The sequence below is a fragment of the Leyella stercorea DSM 18206 genome, assembly GCF_000235885.1.
GTDB lineage: Bacteria > Bacteroidota > Bacteroidia > Bacteroidales > Bacteroidaceae > Prevotella > Prevotella stercorea.
In genome coordinates this window covers 16,356-32,370 of the sequence record NZ_JH379439.1, presented here as the reverse complement: position 1 = coordinate 32,370, position 16,015 = coordinate 16,356, and the positions used below count along the sequence as shown (strand labels likewise).

Below are 16,015 nucleotides of genomic sequence, written 5' to 3'. Positions count from 1 at the left end.
CTATTTTAAATTTTGAGTTTTGTCGTGAGCCTCATTTTGAGTTTTGTCGTGAGCGTCGTATGCATTCACGATGCGTGTCACAAGCTTATGTCTTACGATGTCTTTCTGTCCGAGTTTTACGAAGCCGATGCCTTCCACGTCCTTCAGTATGTCGAGTGCTTCGGTGAGTCCGCTCTTCTGTCCGCGTGGCAGGTCTATCTGCGTCATATCGCCAGTGATAATCATCTTTGTGTTCCATCCCATACGGGTGAGAAACATTCTTATCTGTGCCGGTGTAGTGTTCTGCGCCTCGTCGAGAATCACTACGGCATCGCTAAGCGTGCGGCCTCGCATGAAGGCGAGCGGAGCTATTTGTATGATGTTTTTCTCCATCATATCCTGCAGCTTCACTGCAGGGAGCATGTCTTCCAATGCGTCGTATAGCGGTTGCAGATACGGGTCGATTTTGTCCTTCATGTCGCCTGGCAGAAAGCCGAGCTTCTCGCCAGCTTCTACAGCCGGACGCGAGAGTATAATCTTGCGTATAGTTTTCTCCTTCAGTGCGCGTACCGCGAGGGCTATGCTTAGGTAGGTCTTACCAGTTCCGGCAGGACCTGTAGCGAATATCATGTCGTTCTTCTCGTAAGCATCCACGAGCTGTTGCTGGTTCTCGCTTTTGCACTTAATCGGTTTGCCCGATATGTTGTAGACGATAACGCCCTTCACGCTGTCGGCTTTTGTCTGCTTGCCCTTGACGATGTCGAGAATGTCCTCATCGTTGATGTTGTTGAACTTCAGTACATGACGGCGTATTTTCTCCACGTTTTCTTCGAAGGCTGCCATCTCCTCCTCGTCGCCGAGTACGCGTATCACGTTGTCGCGTGCCACTATGCGCAGCTTGGGATAGAGCGATTTTATTATCTGCAGATGCCCATTGCCAACACCGTAGAACACTACGGGGTCGATATCCTCTAATATGATATGTCTTTCTATCAAAATATTCAGTGTACGATTTTGGATGCAAAGTTAATGAAAATAGGAGATAATACAAAATAATCAACAATAAAAACAAGAGCACATGTTTTGTATTTTCCTCGATTTTGTCTAAATTTGCAGTCATTATGATGAATATTTCTTCTAAAAGATACTTACAGGGTTTTGGCGTGACGGTTGTTTTGCTTGCCATGTTGCGCTGCGCCTACCCCGAAGTGGCATCTTCGCCAGCAGGCAATGTCGCAGTAGCAGATAGTTCTGTCGTTGCTGATAGCATGACGGTAGCTGATAGCGCAAAAGCAGTCTTGGCTTCGTCGACAACCGCAATCTCAAAGAAAGATGTGGCGAGTGTGCCGACGTTATCTCCCAAGCCGTTGGGTCGTCCCTCGCGCTTCTTCGCTGCCGACGGCACTCCAGTGAAGAACCGCATATATAGTGTGCCTCATTTTGGCAATACCTTTCCCGATCAGAATGATGTACAGCTTGCTGCTGCTACTCGTCATGGTGTGAAGGCAGTCATCGACCGTGCTGATGCCGAGCGACGTAAGTCGGAGTTAGTGTATGTGGGCAGCAATCCGTTCTATCACATTGACGACCGTATGCGTAGCAGCATACCTTATCTTGTGCCACGTGCTGCGATATTGTTGCAGGACATTGGCAAGAGTTTCTTCGACAGTTTGCAGACTAAGCAGATACCGCTACACAAGGTTATTGTGACATCGGTGCTGCGCAGTAAGGCTGATGTGCAGAAATTGCGTCGCCGCAACTTTAACGCCACCGAGAACTCGTGCCACCTCTACGGCACCACGTTCGACATCTGCTACAATCGCTACCACACCGTTGAGGATCCCGACGGACCGCGCCGCCGACAGGTGCGCAACGACACGCTGAAGTGGGTGCTCTCTGAGGTGCTCCGCGATATGCGCGAGCAGAAGCGCTGTCTCGTTAAGTACGAGGTTAAACAGGGCTGCTTCCACATTACGGTGAACTGATATGGTGAGGTGTTGATATGGTGAGGTGTTGAGATGTTGATATGGTGACATTTGTGTAGGGGGGTATGGCATCCTGCCATACCCACGCAGCCACAAGATGTAATGATATCGCAGTCACAAGGTGTAATGATATCGCAGTCCACAAGATGCATAGCCCTTTCCTCACATGCTATTTTATAAAAACTTGAAACAATGGAAATAGAACCGGTAGCTTTTTTCCGTTCGCCCTTTGCCACTAAGTTCGGCATACCGAAGCAGAGCGGACTTGCCGACACGCTGCGCGGAACGATAGAGTTCGTACCGAAGTACCGCAACGCCGATGCGCTGCGCGGCATGGAGGACTTCGACTATCTGTGGCTTGTATGGGAGTTCTCTGCCAATCGGCATGAGGCGACAAGCCCCGTTGTGCGTCCGCCCCGTCTTGGCGGCAACACTAAGATAGGGGTCTTTGCTACTCGTTCGCCTTTCCGCCCCAACCGCTTAGGACTCTCTTCCGTGCGCATCGACCGCATCGACTACGATGCAGCCAACGGACCGCTCATCCATGTTCTTGGTGCCGATCTCATGAACGGCACACCTATCTATGACATAAAGCCTTACGTCACTTATGCCGACTCGCATCCCGATGCTCGCAGCGGTTTTGTCGATACCACTGCCACGCGCCGTCTGCACGTCGTCTTTCCCGACCATTTAGCTAAAGAGTTTACAGCCGAAGAGCTTGCCTCGCTCGAGAAAGTGCTCGCACTCGACCCTCGTCCGCAGTATCACGACAACCCCACGAAGGTGTACGGCATGGAGTTCGCCAACCGCGACGTGCGCTTCCGTGTGGATGGCGATAGGCTTGAAGTGGTGGAGATAAAATAATAGTTTGTGTAACAGATTGATTAAAAATATGGCGTTTTAATAATAAAAAAAACTGTTTCTTGTTTTGTATTCTCTTCGTTTTGCATTACCTTTGGTGCGAATAATAATTAAAAATACAGATCTATGAAGAAATTCTTACTTTCAATCGCTGCCCTGGCTATGTCATTTGCAGCCAGCGCACAAGTGGATGTGCAGCACCAAAGAGTTGGTGTAGTAGAACAAAGTCCATACTTCGCAAAGCAAAGTGCGGTTGTACACAAAGCGGCAAAGAGAATAGCTGCCAACCAGCGTTGGGTGGGCTACTACAGTTCGGATGCTTTAGCTGCTGCACACAAGGGCATGGGCATCTACAATTTTCCGGGAGACAACAAGGTTGCAATCTGTTTGTCTGAAGCTATTCTAAAGCCATATGTAGGCAAGAACATAGTTGGTCTGCGTTTTGGACTTTGCGAGGAGATAGGCAGCTCTTCGATTAGTCTTTATAAGAGTGCGTCATCCAAGCCGGGTGATGTATGCAGAAGTGCAAATGTAGAGAAATGTGTGATTGGTTGGAACGAGGTGAAGTTCAGCGAGCCTTATCCAATCAAGGCAGGCGAAGAACTGTATGCAGGTTACACTTATACTCAGCTTTCTGATAATACCGATACTAAGTCGTATCCGTTCTCTGCTGTAGAAGACGGCTTGGCTGACCAGCCTCTTTGGGTCTATTGCAAATTGGGCAATGATACAGGTTGGTACAACTTCAGTATGGATGGTTATAACATAAGTATTCAGGTGCTTGTTGAGGGCAATTTTGCTGAATATGATGTGATGCCAAGCGATTTCGGAACCGTAAAGGGTACTATCAATAGCAATGTTGAGACATCCGTGGAGTTCACAAACAACGCCGTAGAGGCAGTGAGCAGTCTCGACTATGTTGTTAGTGTTGACGGTGTAGCAGGCAGCGAGCAACATGTCGCAATATCTCCATCGGTTGGATATAACAAAATAGGTACATTCAAGGTAAGCATACCATGTGGCAGCACAGAAGGTCTGAAGAATGTGAAGGTTGAAGTGACCAAGGTGAATGGTCATAAGAATGGTGGTACAACCACCCTGGCTGAGGGTAAGCTCAGCGTTGCTGCCAACATGTATAAGCGCAACCTGTGCATTGAGGAGTTTACTACAGAGCAGTGCGGCAACTGTCCGCGAGTGGCAGGATTCCTGCACACATATCTTGAGGAGGCAGATCCTACTCGCGTGTTTGCTGTATGCCACCATGCAGGCTACTATACCGACTGGCTCACAAAAGCATGTGACAATAAGTTGCTCTATCTTTTTAACGATGGAGGACGTACATTCGCACCAGCCATGATGTTCAACCGCGAGCCCGATTTCAAATCTACTTATGCGACGGGACAGAAAGATAATGTGGTGCTACCGGGCAATGCAACCGAAATAAGCAAATATGCAAGCAAGTATCTCAATAAAACAATGGCTGATGCCAAGCTCGACGTGTCTGTCGCATATAACGAAAGCGAAAGCAAGGCGGTGATTGTTGTTACAGGCGAATCGAACGATGCTTACGACAAGGAAAGTGCTCTGCTCACACTCTACCTGACGGAGGATAATGTAGAGGCAAAGGATCAATCTGGTGCTAAAGGCACTTTCTATCACCAGCATGTGATACGTGACTTCAATAGCGCATGGGGCGACAAGGTTACATGGGAAGGCAATAAGTTCAGCGCAACTTACGAGTTCGATGTTGACGCTGCATGGAAGAAGGACGACCTCAAGGTTGTGGCTTTCCTCAACAAGCACAGCACCAAGAGCCGTCTCGATAACCGCATTGAGAATGTAGCAGGAAAAAATCTTGTTCAGAATTCTACCTCTATCGAGAGCGTAGGCTCAGCCTACAACGTTGTTGAAGTTGCACGTTATAACGCGGCAGGTCAGCGTATCAGCGGCAAGCAGAAGGGCTTGAATATCGTGAAACTCAGCAACGGTAAGACGTTGAAGATTATGGTGAAGTAAACATTTTATGTGATAATGAAGTAAATGTTTTAGAATTTTATAAAAAAAAGGAGGTCTGTGGCCTCCTTTTTTTGTGTGTCTTATTGCGTACTTTCTACAGTTAGTCTTTCTTCATTATGATGTAGTTTTGATATATTACCCCAGTTCGGGATAAAATAGTGATAGGTTGTATGTGAAAAACAGATACGTGAGCCATCCTCCCATGCCATCAGACATGGGCTATATATAAAGAATTGAAATGGGTAGTTTTCTCTTTAGAACAAAGAAAGCTGCTTTGTATCTTCGATGCAGTATCCTTGCAATGCCTTTGGCTTGTTGTCAAAGAAACAATATGCTCCCAAGGCAGAAATAAGGTTCATGATAAAGTTGCTTACAGACCTATGGTGTGAGTGTACAATCTGTGCCGTATTCTTCAGCATTTCGTTAATGGTTTCGATAATGTATCTCTTGCGCAACATCATTCTATCATAGAATGGTATCAGTTCGTTTTTCATGTTTACGCGCAACCCTGTCACCAGCTGTATTCCATACTCAAAGAGGAAGTCAAACAACTTTTGCGATATATAGCCTTTGTCTGCGAACAGCTTGCCATACAAACGTTTAGCAAGAACCTTGAACACATTCGAGTCCTTGTCGCTGACATTTGCACCAGTAAGTACAAACGCTATTATCTCGCCTCTGTCATTGCACGCAAGGTGGAGCTTAAAGCCATGGCACCAACCCATTGTTCCTTTTCCGTCAGTGGCAATTCCCTTGAATACCTTATTGACGTATCGCCTGAGATTATGGCATATTGGAATCATCGTAGAATCAACAAAGGTTGTGCCGGTACACCTTCCGAATGCACCCAAATTAAGGAAGAACATGAGTTGGAAGAATACTCGACTTTCCAACTCCACGAAGCGGTTATACGACAAAATAATTCTGTAACTTTGTAGTCGGTAGTCATATCAAATATATATGTAACTTGTTGTAAATCACCTATAAAGGTACGAAATGTTTGTGAGGTTACCAACTTTTTTAGAAACTATTTCTTATCCCGAACTGGGGTAGTATTATGAGAAGGTCTGCCAGTGTGGTTGCGTGAACAACTGCGACGCACCCAACTGCCGCATCAAGTACGGTGACAACATCCGTGCGTTTGTCAGTTATCTGAACGTTGGTAACTACTCATGCCCTAGGGGTGCTGAGTAGTTACCAACCGCGTTGATGCTAGTGTTAAATTAATACAAAAAACAATAGAATACTCATTATATTTCATTAAAAAGTAATATCTTTGCAATAGTTCTATTAAAATACTATTGAAATCTGTATGGACTATATAGAAAAAAGATGAATCATAATAGGTGTCTATCTTATGCTGTAAGTTGATGGTTTAATTAATAAAAAAAAAGTGTATAGCAAAGCAAGATTTCTACAACATAATAGATATTAAAAATAAGTTTGATGTCATCACAGAGACATTAAACATATTCGATTTGTCGTTTTTGGTTTCAGGTTCTGTCATGTTAGGACTGTGCTTTTTTGCATTTCCTATAATGAGATATTTCTTCATACATGGTAATCATCTTTTCTTATCCATAGTGTTCTGCATTTGGTTTTCTTATGTCCTTGGATTAATTTGCCGTACAATAGGAATGAATATTTCGAAGTGCTTTTATAACTTTGAACATTGTGATAAAGAAACAAATATAAAAGAATTATATTCTTCATGCTTTCCAAAAATCTTTGGCAAAAAAATAAACTCAGACTCAACATCATATCATATAGAAAAAGCCGATTTTGCATATTCTTATATGTGGATGAAATTGGACACAAGCAAGAATCCTGATTGTAAAAATCGCTTTCTTTATGTCTCGCGCATATGGGTATTACGAGCCATATATGAAGGACTAATACCTTCTATTATATTTTTTTCTATTATAATTTTATGTAATGGAGATTTATGCCAGCTTTCCATTAATGCTTTTGGAAGGTATGCTGCATATATTGGTATTCCAATTATCATGATATTAGATTTAATCTGTATTGCACTATTAGCAAAAGAAGCTCATCATTGCAATGAAACATTAAGAAGAGAAATTTTTGTTGCATATTTTGATTTCTTCGGTAAAAGAGACGATAGCTGCATAAATAAAGACAAGGATACGATTAGTTAACAATCAAAAGCTATTCGACATAATCAGCTAAATTTTAGACAAATTAAACATATCACATTATGAATAGATTTTTTACTTTTACTTTTTTCATTATGTTTGCAGTCCAAGCATATCCACAAAAAGTGGAATCAATTGCAGTTGGTCCAAGTTCACGAGTATATGAAGTGATTAGACCAAATGAAGAAAAAATATCAATCTCTAATGGTCTTACCACACAATTTCTTGATGTTCCACTGTTTAAGGGCGACTATGTCTATGGTAGAGTGGCTTTGGATGTAAGTATGTTTGGCCTTGATTTACTGTACAAAACTGTCTGCTATAATTGGAAAACTGGCAAATTATGCCTAGCAATAGATGGCAATATTAAAAATATTGAAGATGATAAAGCTATCATTGAAGAATACCATACCAAATATGGGAACAACAAAATACCGGCTTACGGTTGTTATGACCTTTCTTCTAAAAAATATTTAGAAGATGTACAATGGGAACATTATATAGAGGAAAATAATAGTTTTTTATTTTTTAATGGAAAAAATAAGAATAACGGTAAAAAAAGCAGTTTGCCTATCTCTCATTTAAAAGAATATCCTGATAATGTATATATGCATAACGGTGTAGAAGCCGTAGATCTAGGATTATCTGTAAAATGGGCCTCCTTCAATATAGGAAATGTTACCGTTCCACAAAATAGTGGAATTGGGATTAAAACCAATTTTGAAGGTGATTGTGCCCAAAGATTCTGGGGAGGTTCCTGGAGAATGCCAACAGAAGAAGAGTTTCAAGAGTTAATAGAAAAATGTGAATGGGAAGGAGTACCGGCTGAAGGTACATATTTAATTAAAGCGATAGGTCCCTCTGGAAATTTCGTGTATTTTTATACAGGGTCATACATGCCTGCTCATAATTATAATTCAAGCAAATTCAATGTTTACCATATACAGCTAATGTGGGCAACAGAAATTGTCGAAAGAAATGTCGGGCAATGTTATCCTAAAATGTTGTATTCTATAAGACCTGTTTGTAACAAATAAAAATATATTATTATGAAAGGTAAATACTATATATTATTGTTGCTATTATCTATATCTATAAAGGTAAAAGCGCAAATTGAAATACCCAAATTTGTATATGTACTAAACTCAAAATGTTTGACTACATATATTGGTGAAAGAAAATGGGTTAGTGATTTTTCGGTATACAATGAAAAAGGACAAGATTTAGGTCACTATGAATATATTGGCAGATATTCTTGCAAACGAATTGTCGTGGCAAAAAAAAGAACAATTATTCCTGGACAAGGTCCTACCCAAACTTACCTTGGTTCGACTCCCCAAGGAGATATGGTATATTCCCAAAGAATTGGTGACCATGGAACTCCTGGACATAACTTTTTAGACGATTACGACGTACTAGACGAGAATTGGAAGTCTATATTGAAATTTCCAATAAAGGAAGCTGTTGGTTTTTCAGAAGACGTATGTGGAGTAAAAGTAGGTAACAAATATGGCTTTATTGATCTCAATGGAAACTGGATTAAAATGCCAGTATATGAATATGTAGGTGTCTTCAGAGATGGTTATTGCGTGATCGGCAACAATTCTGCAACCAAGCTAGGAATAATCGACCACAATTTTAAAGAAGTAATACCAATATCTTCCGAAATTATTGATGTAAAATACAATTTACTGGAAAACAATGGTAATGCTGGGGTTACGCTATACATTAAAAATGGAAAAGAGATAAAGGGATACCAATTGGATAAACTACTAGAGGTATATAAAGGTGATTTGAGAAAAGCAATACAAGAATACAAATAACAATCCATAAAGGGCATGAGGAGAAAATCCACATGCCCTTTTATATATAGCATCCGCCATCATTATTTCTGCTTGAACAAGTATCTTGCCAAACCATAGACGTGTCTTCTGAAGCCTGGCTGATATGCCAAGATGCGGTCGAACCAAGCAAAATGTTTGCCTACTGCATTGCCTACCGCTCCCACATAGACCATGGCGAAGAGGGTACTGATGCCTACGATGTACCACTGCCAAGCACCGAAGAAGACATAACAGAATATGACCAAGGTGCAATCCACACATATCTACCCTAGTTCGGGATAACCGAGTGTCTTATACAATATAAATGCAGCGTGAATACGCCTCCTCCCCATGCCATTAGGAGTGGGTAATAACAGAAGGCTGTAGGAAGTTGTTTTGCCATTAGAATAGTGACAGCTGTTTGGTGTCTTCGATGCAGTATCCCTGCAATGCCCTTGGCTTGTTGTCGAAGAAGCAATATGCTTCCAATGCTGAAATAAGGTTTATGATAAAGTTGCTTACAAATCTATGGTGTGAGTGTACAATCTGTGCCGTGTTCTTCAGCATGTCGTTAATGGTTTCGATAATGTATCTCTTGCGCAGTATTATAGCCTTTGTCAGCGAACAGCTTGCCATACAAACGTTTAGCAAGAACCTTGAATATATTAGGATCCTTATCGCTGACATTGGCACTAGTAAGTACAAATGCTATTTTCTCGCCTCTGTCATTGCACGCAAGGTAGAGTTTGAAGCCATGGCACCAGCCCATTGTTCCCTTTCCGTCAGTGGCAATTCCCTTGAATACCTTGTTGGCGTATCTCCTGAGATTGTGGCATACGGGTATCATCGTAGAGTCGACGAATGTTATGCCGATACATCTTCCGAAAGCTCCCAGATTAAGGAAAAACATGAGCTGGAAGAACACGCGGCTGTCCTACTCCACAAAGCGGTTATACGACACAGCTTTCGGGAAATACGACTTCATCGTACCCTTGATAAAGAACAGATAATAGTGCTTGAAATTGCGGAATGTTCCGAAATGGAAATACAACAGAACGGTCATTATTTCACTATCAGACAACGATGCTGCACGCCGTCTGCGCTTCATTCCGCTGTTGTCTTCCAGCAACAATCTTGCATTTTCTGCATCAAAATGTTTGCAAAACTCGTCTATAATACAAAATAATTCTGTAAATTTGTAATCGGTAGTCATATGTAAATATATTTGTAACTGTTTGAAAATCACCTATAAAGGTACAAAATATTTATGAGGCTACCAACTTTTTTATGAACTATTTCTTATCCCGAACTGGGGTATATATTCTCCGTACTAATTCGTGAACTATTGCCATCCGCATCGGTCGGCGCAGACATCCGCATCGGTCGGCGCAGACATCCGCATCGGTCGGCGCAGATATCCGCATCGGTCGATGCAGACATCCGCATCGGTCGACGCAGATGTCCGCATCGGTCGGCGCAGATGCTACTTCGTAATGTTTTACAAGTCTTTTAGCAGCACTTCGCGCTGACTGTTCAGATAAGTGTTGCGTTCGGCAATGATCTTCTTCCAAGCTGTAGACGATAGTTGCTTCACGTCGATGGTGAGCGACCACTTGCCCTGTGCCTCCATGCGGTCGATAAGTGTGCCCACGCTGAGACGTGTGATGCACTCGGCAGGTTGATAGAGTGATTCGCCATCCTTGTCGCCACCAGGTATCTCGGTGAGAATATTTATCTGCACGAGCTGATAGAGCAGGTCATTGACGATGCGGATTGGTATTCCGGTGGCGAGCTTCAGCTTCAGAGCCGATAGCGGTTTGGCTCCTTCGCTGAAGTTGCGGCAGATGCGACTTGCGAGCATGAGGCAGAGCAGCATCTTGTAGCGATGGCTAAGGTCTTCGGTCTTAGCCTTAAACGCATAGTCGTCCATGTTCTGATTGGCGTAGCATAGTTCTGCGCCGAACAGGCATATCAACCACGAAATCTGTATCCAGAGCATGAACAACGGCAGAGCTGCAAACGAGCCGTAGATGGCGTTGTAGCTGCTCACCCAAATCTGCGAGTGGATGTAGAAGAGCTGCAGTCCCTGCATGGCTACGCCGGCGAGTATTCCGGGCACGAGCGCGCAGCTCAGCTTCACCTTTGTGTTGGGCATGAAGAGATAGAGAGCGATGAACACGCCCGACATGAGGACGTAAGGCAAGAGCTGCAAGAAGAACTGCGCCAGCGAGCCTATTACCATCGTGTCTTCTATCTGTTTGAAGATGGTGGCGAAGAAGATGCTTATACCCGAGGTTATTACAATCACTACGGGCATGAGCAGCAGCATCGACGTATAGTCGGTGATGGTGCGGAACATGCTGCGTGGCTTCTTCGCCTGCCAGATATCGTTGAACGTGCGTTCGATGTTGCTGATAAGCATGATGACGGTGAAGAGCATGAAGAGCAAGCCGATGCCGAGGAATAGTCCGCTCTTGGTGTGTACGAGGTACGAGTTGACGAAGCCGATGATTATCTCCGACACCTGCGGCTGACTTGAGAACGACTCTCTGAACCACTCTTCGATGTATTTGTTGTAGCCGAAGCCACGTGCTATGCCGAACACCACGGCGAAGATGGGTACAATGGCGAGCAGGGTGGAGTAGGTGAGGGCAGCTGCCGCACTGGTTATGCGCTTTGTGGTAGTGAACTCTATGGCGAGCAGCAGTTTCTTCAAGATGCTGTAGAACAGAAATCGCATCTTCGACACATCGCCTTTGCCTATGCTCCAGATGTCTACCATGAGGAACGTGTATATATCTTTCAGTTTCTTCGTTATGTTCATTCGCTTGTTTGCTTTAGTAGTACAACATACAAAAAACGGAACTCACGAAACGCACATGTGTATTAGCGACTTGTGTGTTTCGTGAGTTCCGTATGTAGGTTAATCCTTATGCTGCAACGTCTTAGAACGGCAGGTCGTTAACGGGGTCAGCCTCTGGAGCCGGAGCTGTGGGCTGAGGAGCAGCTGGCTGTGGAGCCGGAGCCGCACCGAACACAGCACCCGGAACGATGCCAGCCTGTGCTGCGCCAACTGTTGCAGGGTCTACCTGGCGCACGTCGAAAGCGCGGATGCTATTGAACCAACGGCCCTGATACTCGTGGGCATCTACGTCGAACGATACGGTCACCTCCTGACCTAACTGTATGTTGAAGCGGCTGATGCGGTCAGCACCGAACACGCTGAACACCATCTTGCGTGGATACTGATCGTGTGTCTCTACCACGTATTCTTGAACTTTCCATTCGCCACGTGCGTTAGTACCTGTTTTTTCGGGCAGCACAGCGATTACTTTACCTTGTAATTCCATTGTCTATATTTTATTTTAATTTGTGTGATAAAAGCTAAGAGGTTTGTCCTTTGGTTTGCGAAATTAATAAAAATGTAGCGAAACAAGAAACTTTTGAATGAGTTTTTGTCGTAGTCGGATATTTTTTAGTAAATTTGCCTGAAAATAATGTACTGACAAGAAAACAAAAAAAGTATAATCAAAAAAGCTAAATATCAATGCAATTCACATTATCAAGTGGCGCACTTAACGCCCGTCTCCAAACGCTCGCAAGAGTAATTAACAGCAAGAACACTCTGAGCATTCTTGATTGTTTCCTTTTTGAAGTAGCAAACAACGTTCTGACTGTAACTGCCAGCGATTCTGAAAACGTGATGCAGTCTACGATAGAGCTTACTGAGTGCTCTGGCGATGGCAAGTTTGCATTGTCTAATCGCACTATACTCAACGCCGTAAAGGAACTGCCGGAGCAGCCGCTTGGCTTCAACGTCAACGAGAACGACTTCACTGTAGAAATTGATTATCTCAATGGTTCGTTCAAGCTGACCGCACAGCCAGCCGACGATTTCCCGATGATGCAGGAGGTTGACGGCGATGTCACTTCGCTTGTTATGGACTCTAATCTTTTTGCAGAGAACCTCTCGCGCTCGCTCTTCGCTACTGCGCAGGACGAAATCCGTCCGGTGATGGGTGGTGTCTACTTCGACCTCAATGCCGACAACCTCGCAGTTGTGGCTACCGACGGTCATAAGCTCGTGCGCAACCGCATCCTCACCATTAAGAGCGACGTACCCGCATCGTTCATCCTGCCACAGAAGCCGGCACAGCTGCTGAAGGGCGTGCTGCCGAAGTGCGATGGCGACGTTGTCGTGAAGTTCAACAGCAAGGGTGCCGAGGTGCGTTATGCAGACGGATGCCTCAACTGTCGCTTGATTGAGGGACGTTATCCCAACTACAACTCGGTTATACCTACAGCCAACACCAACAGCATCAACGTCGACCGCAAGTCGCTCATGGGTGCACTGAAGCGTGTGCTGCCGTTCGCAAGCGAGAGCAGTCAGCTCATCCGCTTCCACGTAGAGGCTCAGCGTCTGTGTCTCACAGCCGAGGATATCGACTTCGCTACAAGTGCTAAGGAGAGCGTAGCTTGCGAGTATAATGGTGCGAAGATGGACATCGGCTTCAAGGGTGGTGCCATCTACGAGATACTCAACAACATCGCAAGCGACGAGGTGACAATACAGCTTGCCGACCCAAGTCGTGCGGGCGTTGTTGTGCCTACCGTGCAGCCTGAGGGACAGGAAATCCTCATGCTTATCATGCCGATGCTGCTGAACGATTAATCGGGTTGACCAGTGCTTTGGCGGCTGATTAATGCTTTGAAGAAACAATAATAGATTTCATTCTATGTTTTAGCCGCGCCATATTGGTGCGGCTAAATTCTTAAAAAAAACGACGACAATAATGAAACTCAATCTCACACGTCCACTTATCGTCTTCGACCTCGAAACAACAGGTCTCGACTTTATACGCGATCGTATAATACAGATATCATACATTAAAGTGTCGCCCGACGGCACAGAAGAGCGCGAAAATCTCTTTGTCAATCCAGAGAAGCCTATACCGCATGAGGTGGTGGAACTGACGGGCATCACCAACGACGACGTGAATGATGCGCCTACGTTCAAGACGTTGGCTCCGCAGCTCAGCGAGAAGTTCAAGGGCTGCGACTTCGCAGGCTACAACTCCAACCACTTCGACATTCCGATGCTCGCAGAGGAGTTCCTGCGTGCAGGCATCGACTTCGACTTCTCTAAGGTTCGACTCATCGACGCACAGACCATTTTCCACAAGATGGAGCGTCGCAACCTTGCTGCTGCCTACAAGTTCTACTGCGGCAGAAAGATGGAGGAAGACTTCACGGCGCATCGTGCTGACGAGGACACCGAGGCTACATATCGTGTGCTGATGGGCGAGCTCGACAAGTATGCGCCTGGCGTGCAGGAGGAGCCCGACCGTGTGTTGGAGAACGACATGGACTGCCTTGCCGAGTTCTCTAAGCAGAACGACAATGTCGACTTCGCAGGTCGCATCGTGTGGAAGCCGCTGGTTGGTGCTGACGGCAAGCCGGTGCTCGACGCCGACGGTAAGGAGCAGAAAGTGGAGGTGTTCAATTTCGGTAAGTACAAGGGACGTCCCGTTGCCGATGTGCTGCGCACCGACATCGGCTACTATAGCTGGATGATGGGCGGCGATTTCACCTTCAACACCAAGCAGGTGCTCACACGCATCCGCCTAAGAGGGTTCAATAAGTAACGTTGAGGTGTTGAGGTGTTGAGGTGTTGAGAGATGATGTTGAGATGTTGTTGTGTTGAGGTGGTGAGATATGTTGTAGTAATGTCACCATCTCAACACCTCACCACTTCAACATAAATAATCACCATCTCACCATCTCACCATACATCTCTCACCATAACAACTATAAAACCATGCTAAAAGGCAAGAAAATAGTATTAGGCATAACCGGCTCCATCGCCGCCTACAAGTCGTGTCTGCTCATACGCGAGTTTGTGAAGCAGGGCGCAGAAGTACAAGTAGTGATTACGCCTGCAGGCAAGGAGTTCATCACTCCGATCACGCTCTCAGCACTCACGCACAAGCCCGTTGTCAGCGAGTTCTTCTCGCAGCGCGACGGCACATGGAACTCGCACGTCGACCTCGGATTGTGGGCTGACGCAATGGTCGTAGCACCTTGCACGGCGAGCACGCTCGGCAAGATGGCGCACGGCGTGGCAGACAACATGCTCATCACCACATACCTCTCTATGAAGGCACCCGTGTTCATTGCTCCGGCTATGGACCTCGACATGTATGCCCACCCGTCTACGCAGCAGAACATGCGCACATTAGCCTCATACGGCAATCGCTTCATCGAGCCTGCAAGCGGATTTCTCGCAAGCGGACTCGAAGGCAAGGGACGCATGGAGGAACCGGAAGTGATAGCGCGCCGCGTGTCGGAGTTCTTCGACCAGAACGACAGCAACAGTCCACTGAAAGGCAAGCGCGTCGTAATCACAGCTGGTCCTACCTACGAAAAGATTGACCCCGTGCGCTTCATCGGCAACTACTCAAGCGGCAAGATGGGCTTCGCTATCGCCGAGGAGTGTCGCCGCCGTGGTGCTGATGTCACGCTCGTAGCCGGTCCGGTCAGTCTGAAGTGCTCCGACGCAATCAATCGTGTGGATGTGGAGTCGTGCCGCGAGATGTACGACGCAGCTACCGAGGCGTTCCGAACGGCTGACGTAGCCATACTTGCTGCGGCAGTAGCCGACTATCGTCCGGCAGTACAGGCTGAACAAAAGATAAAGCGCAGCGAGGGCGACATGCAGATATCTCTCTCGCCCAACCCTGACATCGCAGCCACACTCGGACAGATGAAGACCGCACAGCAGACCATCGTGGCGTTCGCGCTTGAGACCAACGACGAGCAGGCTAACGCCGAGCGTAAGTTGCAGAAGAAAAATGCCGACTTCATTGTGCTCAACAGTCTGCGCAACGAGGGCACATGCTTCCGCACCGACGACAACCAGATAGAGATTATCGGTCGCGACTTCCGCCATGCCTATCCCAAGAAGTCGAAGGCGGACACCGCTGTCGACATCGTCAACGAGCTGGAGCGAGTGATAGGAGGCTATGGCATCTTGCCATAGCCACGCACCCACAAGGCTTAGGAGGCTACGGCATTCCTGCCGTAGCCACGCACCCAAAAGGTGATTGATAGGAGGCTATGGCATCCTGCCATAGCCACGCACCCATGAGAACTTGTTGATAGGGAGGCAGCGTGGGTATGGCAAGATGCCATACCC

The 16,015-nt window shown here is 45.8% G+C and carries 15 protein-coding genes and 2 pseudogenes; 9 read left to right on the top strand and 8 right to left on the bottom strand.

Features of this window, described 5'->3' with window-relative positions; genetic code table 11:
- Complete coding sequence (locus tag HMPREF0673_RS07665; RefSeq protein ID WP_007900461.1) at positions 1-975, bottom strand: PhoH family protein; 975 nt, start codon at positions 973-975, stop codon at positions 1-3.
- A gap of 125 nt (positions 976-1,100) precedes the next feature.
- Here HMPREF0673_RS07665 and HMPREF0673_RS07660 point away from each other — a divergent pair, with 125 nt between their 5' ends.
- The 3 genes from HMPREF0673_RS07660 (at position 1,101) to HMPREF0673_RS07650 (ending at position 4,841) form a co-directional block, all read left to right on the top strand.
- A complete protein-coding gene (locus HMPREF0673_RS07660; protein WP_007900458.1) occupies positions 1,101-1,964 on the top strand; it encodes a DUF5715 family protein in 864 nt (287 codons plus the stop codon).
- A 192-nt stretch (positions 1,965-2,156) separates the two neighbouring features.
- The gene (tsaA, locus tag HMPREF0673_RS07655) at positions 2,157-2,828 is read left to right on the top strand and encodes a tRNA (N6-threonylcarbamoyladenosine(37)-N6)-methyltransferase TrmO (protein WP_007900454.1); all 672 of its coding nucleotides are present in this window, start codon (positions 2,157-2,159) and stop codon (positions 2,826-2,828) included.
- 123 nt (positions 2,829-2,951) lie between these two features.
- Positions 2,952-4,841 carry an Omp28-related outer membrane protein gene (locus HMPREF0673_RS07650; protein ID WP_007900448.1) on the top strand — a complete coding sequence of 630 codons (1,890 nt, stop codon included), beginning with the start codon at positions 2,952-2,954 and terminating at the stop codon, positions 4,839-4,841.
- Between the two features lie 254 nt (positions 4,842-5,095).
- Here HMPREF0673_RS07650 and HMPREF0673_RS07645 read toward each other — a convergent pair.
- Positions 5,096-5,758: pseudogene (locus HMPREF0673_RS07645) on the bottom strand (IS982 family transposase); the annotation flags it as partial.
- Positions 5,759-6,478: 720 nt separating this feature from the next.
- Between HMPREF0673_RS07645 and HMPREF0673_RS07635 the strand changes: the two are divergent.
- Genes HMPREF0673_RS07635 through HMPREF0673_RS07625 form a run of 3 tightly spaced genes read left to right on the top strand, consistent with a single transcriptional unit; the run spans position 6,479 to position 8,820 of the window.
- Positions 6,479-7,000 (top strand): hypothetical protein, encoded by a 522-nt coding sequence (locus tag HMPREF0673_RS07635; protein ID WP_007900444.1) that lies wholly within the window; start codon positions 6,479-6,481, stop codon positions 6,998-7,000.
- Between the two features lie 59 nt (positions 7,001-7,059).
- Positions 7,060-8,034: a hypothetical protein gene (locus HMPREF0673_RS07630; protein ID WP_007900443.1), complete on the top strand. Its 975-nt coding sequence runs from the start codon at positions 7,060-7,062 to the stop codon at positions 8,032-8,034.
- Positions 8,035-8,046: 12 nt separating this feature from the next.
- Entirely contained in the window at positions 8,047-8,820 is a 774-nt protein-coding gene (locus HMPREF0673_RS07625; protein ID WP_007900442.1) for a WG repeat-containing protein, read from the top strand.
- Positions 8,821-8,882: 62 nt separating this feature from the next.
- On the opposite strand, the gene HMPREF0673_RS07620 is transcribed toward HMPREF0673_RS07625, so the two are convergent.
- The 6 genes and pseudogenes from HMPREF0673_RS07620 to HMPREF0673_RS07600 form a co-directional block, all read right to left on the bottom strand.
- Entirely contained in the window at positions 8,883-9,098 is a 216-nt protein-coding gene (locus HMPREF0673_RS07620; protein ID WP_007900440.1) for a hypothetical protein, read from the bottom strand.
- Between the two features lie 124 nt (positions 9,099-9,222).
- Positions 9,223-9,667, bottom strand: a pseudogene (locus HMPREF0673_RS15060) (transposase).
- 87 nt (positions 9,668-9,754) lie between these two features.
- Positions 9,755-9,928 carry a hypothetical protein gene (locus HMPREF0673_RS15055; RefSeq protein ID WP_368085786.1) on the bottom strand — a complete coding sequence of 58 codons (174 nt, stop codon included), beginning with the start codon at positions 9,926-9,928 and terminating at the stop codon, positions 9,755-9,757.
- Between the two features lie 234 nt (positions 9,929-10,162).
- Entirely contained in the window at positions 10,163-10,288 is a 126-nt protein-coding gene (locus tag HMPREF0673_RS14985) for a hypothetical protein (RefSeq protein WP_281032424.1), read from the bottom strand.
- Between the two features lie 30 nt (positions 10,289-10,318).
- Positions 10,319-11,644, bottom strand: a complete 1,326-nt coding sequence (locus tag HMPREF0673_RS07605; RefSeq protein ID WP_007900431.1) for a YihY/virulence factor BrkB family protein — start codon at positions 11,642-11,644, stop codon at positions 10,319-10,321.
- Positions 11,645-11,765: 121 nt separating this feature from the next.
- Positions 11,766-12,170, bottom strand: coding sequence for a DUF3127 domain-containing protein (locus HMPREF0673_RS07600; protein WP_007900430.1), 405 nt, complete (start codon positions 12,168-12,170; stop codon positions 11,766-11,768).
- A 197-nt stretch (positions 12,171-12,367) separates the two neighbouring features.
- Here HMPREF0673_RS07600 and dnaN point away from each other — a divergent pair, with 197 nt between their 5' ends.
- The 3 genes from dnaN (at position 12,368) to coaBC (ending at position 15,859) form a co-directional block, all read left to right on the top strand.
- On the top strand, positions 12,368-13,492 hold the full coding sequence (dnaN, locus tag HMPREF0673_RS07595; RefSeq protein WP_007900429.1) for a DNA polymerase III subunit beta: 1,125 nt from the start codon (positions 12,368-12,370) through the stop codon (positions 13,490-13,492).
- A 121-nt stretch (positions 13,493-13,613) separates the two neighbouring features.
- Positions 13,614-14,465 carry a 3'-5' exonuclease gene (locus tag HMPREF0673_RS07590; protein WP_007900428.1) on the top strand — a complete coding sequence of 284 codons (852 nt, stop codon included), beginning with the start codon at positions 13,614-13,616 and terminating at the stop codon, positions 14,463-14,465.
- A 173-nt stretch (positions 14,466-14,638) separates the two neighbouring features.
- The gene (coaBC, locus tag HMPREF0673_RS07585) at positions 14,639-15,859 is read left to right on the top strand and encodes a bifunctional phosphopantothenoylcysteine decarboxylase/phosphopantothenate--cysteine ligase CoaBC (protein WP_007900426.1); all 1,221 of its coding nucleotides are present in this window, start codon (positions 14,639-14,641) and stop codon (positions 15,857-15,859) included.
- Positions 15,860-16,015: the final 156 nt, after the last annotated feature.

Coding starts and splice junctions, on each gene's coding strand:
- HMPREF0673_RS07660 (WP_007900458.1), top strand. CDS start 1,101: ATGATGAATATTTCTTCTAAAAGATACTTACAGGGTTTTGGCGTGACG.
- tsaA (WP_007900454.1), top strand. CDS start 2,157: ATGGAAATAGAACCGGTAGCTTTTTTCCGTTCGCCCTTTGCCACTAAG.
- HMPREF0673_RS07650 (WP_007900448.1), top strand. CDS start 2,952: ATGAAGAAATTCTTACTTTCAATCGCTGCCCTGGCTATGTCATTTGCA.
- HMPREF0673_RS07635 (WP_007900444.1), top strand. CDS start 6,479: ATGAATATTTCGAAGTGCTTTTATAACTTTGAACATTGTGATAAAGAA.
- HMPREF0673_RS07630 (WP_007900443.1), top strand. CDS start 7,060: ATGAATAGATTTTTTACTTTTACTTTTTTCATTATGTTTGCAGTCCAA.
- HMPREF0673_RS07625 (WP_007900442.1), top strand. CDS start 8,047: ATGAAAGGTAAATACTATATATTATTGTTGCTATTATCTATATCTATA.
- HMPREF0673_RS15055 (WP_368085786.1), bottom strand. CDS start 9,928: ATGAAGCGCAGACGGCGTGCAGCATCGTTGTCTGATAGTGAAATAATG.
- HMPREF0673_RS14985 (WP_281032424.1), bottom strand. CDS start 10,288: ATGCGGACATCTGCGTCGACCGATGCGGATGTCTGCATCGACCGATGC.
- HMPREF0673_RS07605 (WP_007900431.1), bottom strand. CDS start 11,644: ATGAACATAACGAAGAAACTGAAAGATATATACACGTTCCTCATGGTA.
- HMPREF0673_RS07600 (WP_007900430.1), bottom strand. CDS start 12,170: ATGGAATTACAAGGTAAAGTAATCGCTGTGCTGCCCGAAAAAACAGGT.
- dnaN (WP_007900429.1), top strand. CDS start 12,368: ATGCAATTCACATTATCAAGTGGCGCACTTAACGCCCGTCTCCAAACG.
- HMPREF0673_RS07590 (WP_007900428.1), top strand. CDS start 13,614: ATGAAACTCAATCTCACACGTCCACTTATCGTCTTCGACCTCGAAACA.
- coaBC (WP_007900426.1), top strand. CDS start 14,639: ATGCTAAAAGGCAAGAAAATAGTATTAGGCATAACCGGCTCCATCGCC.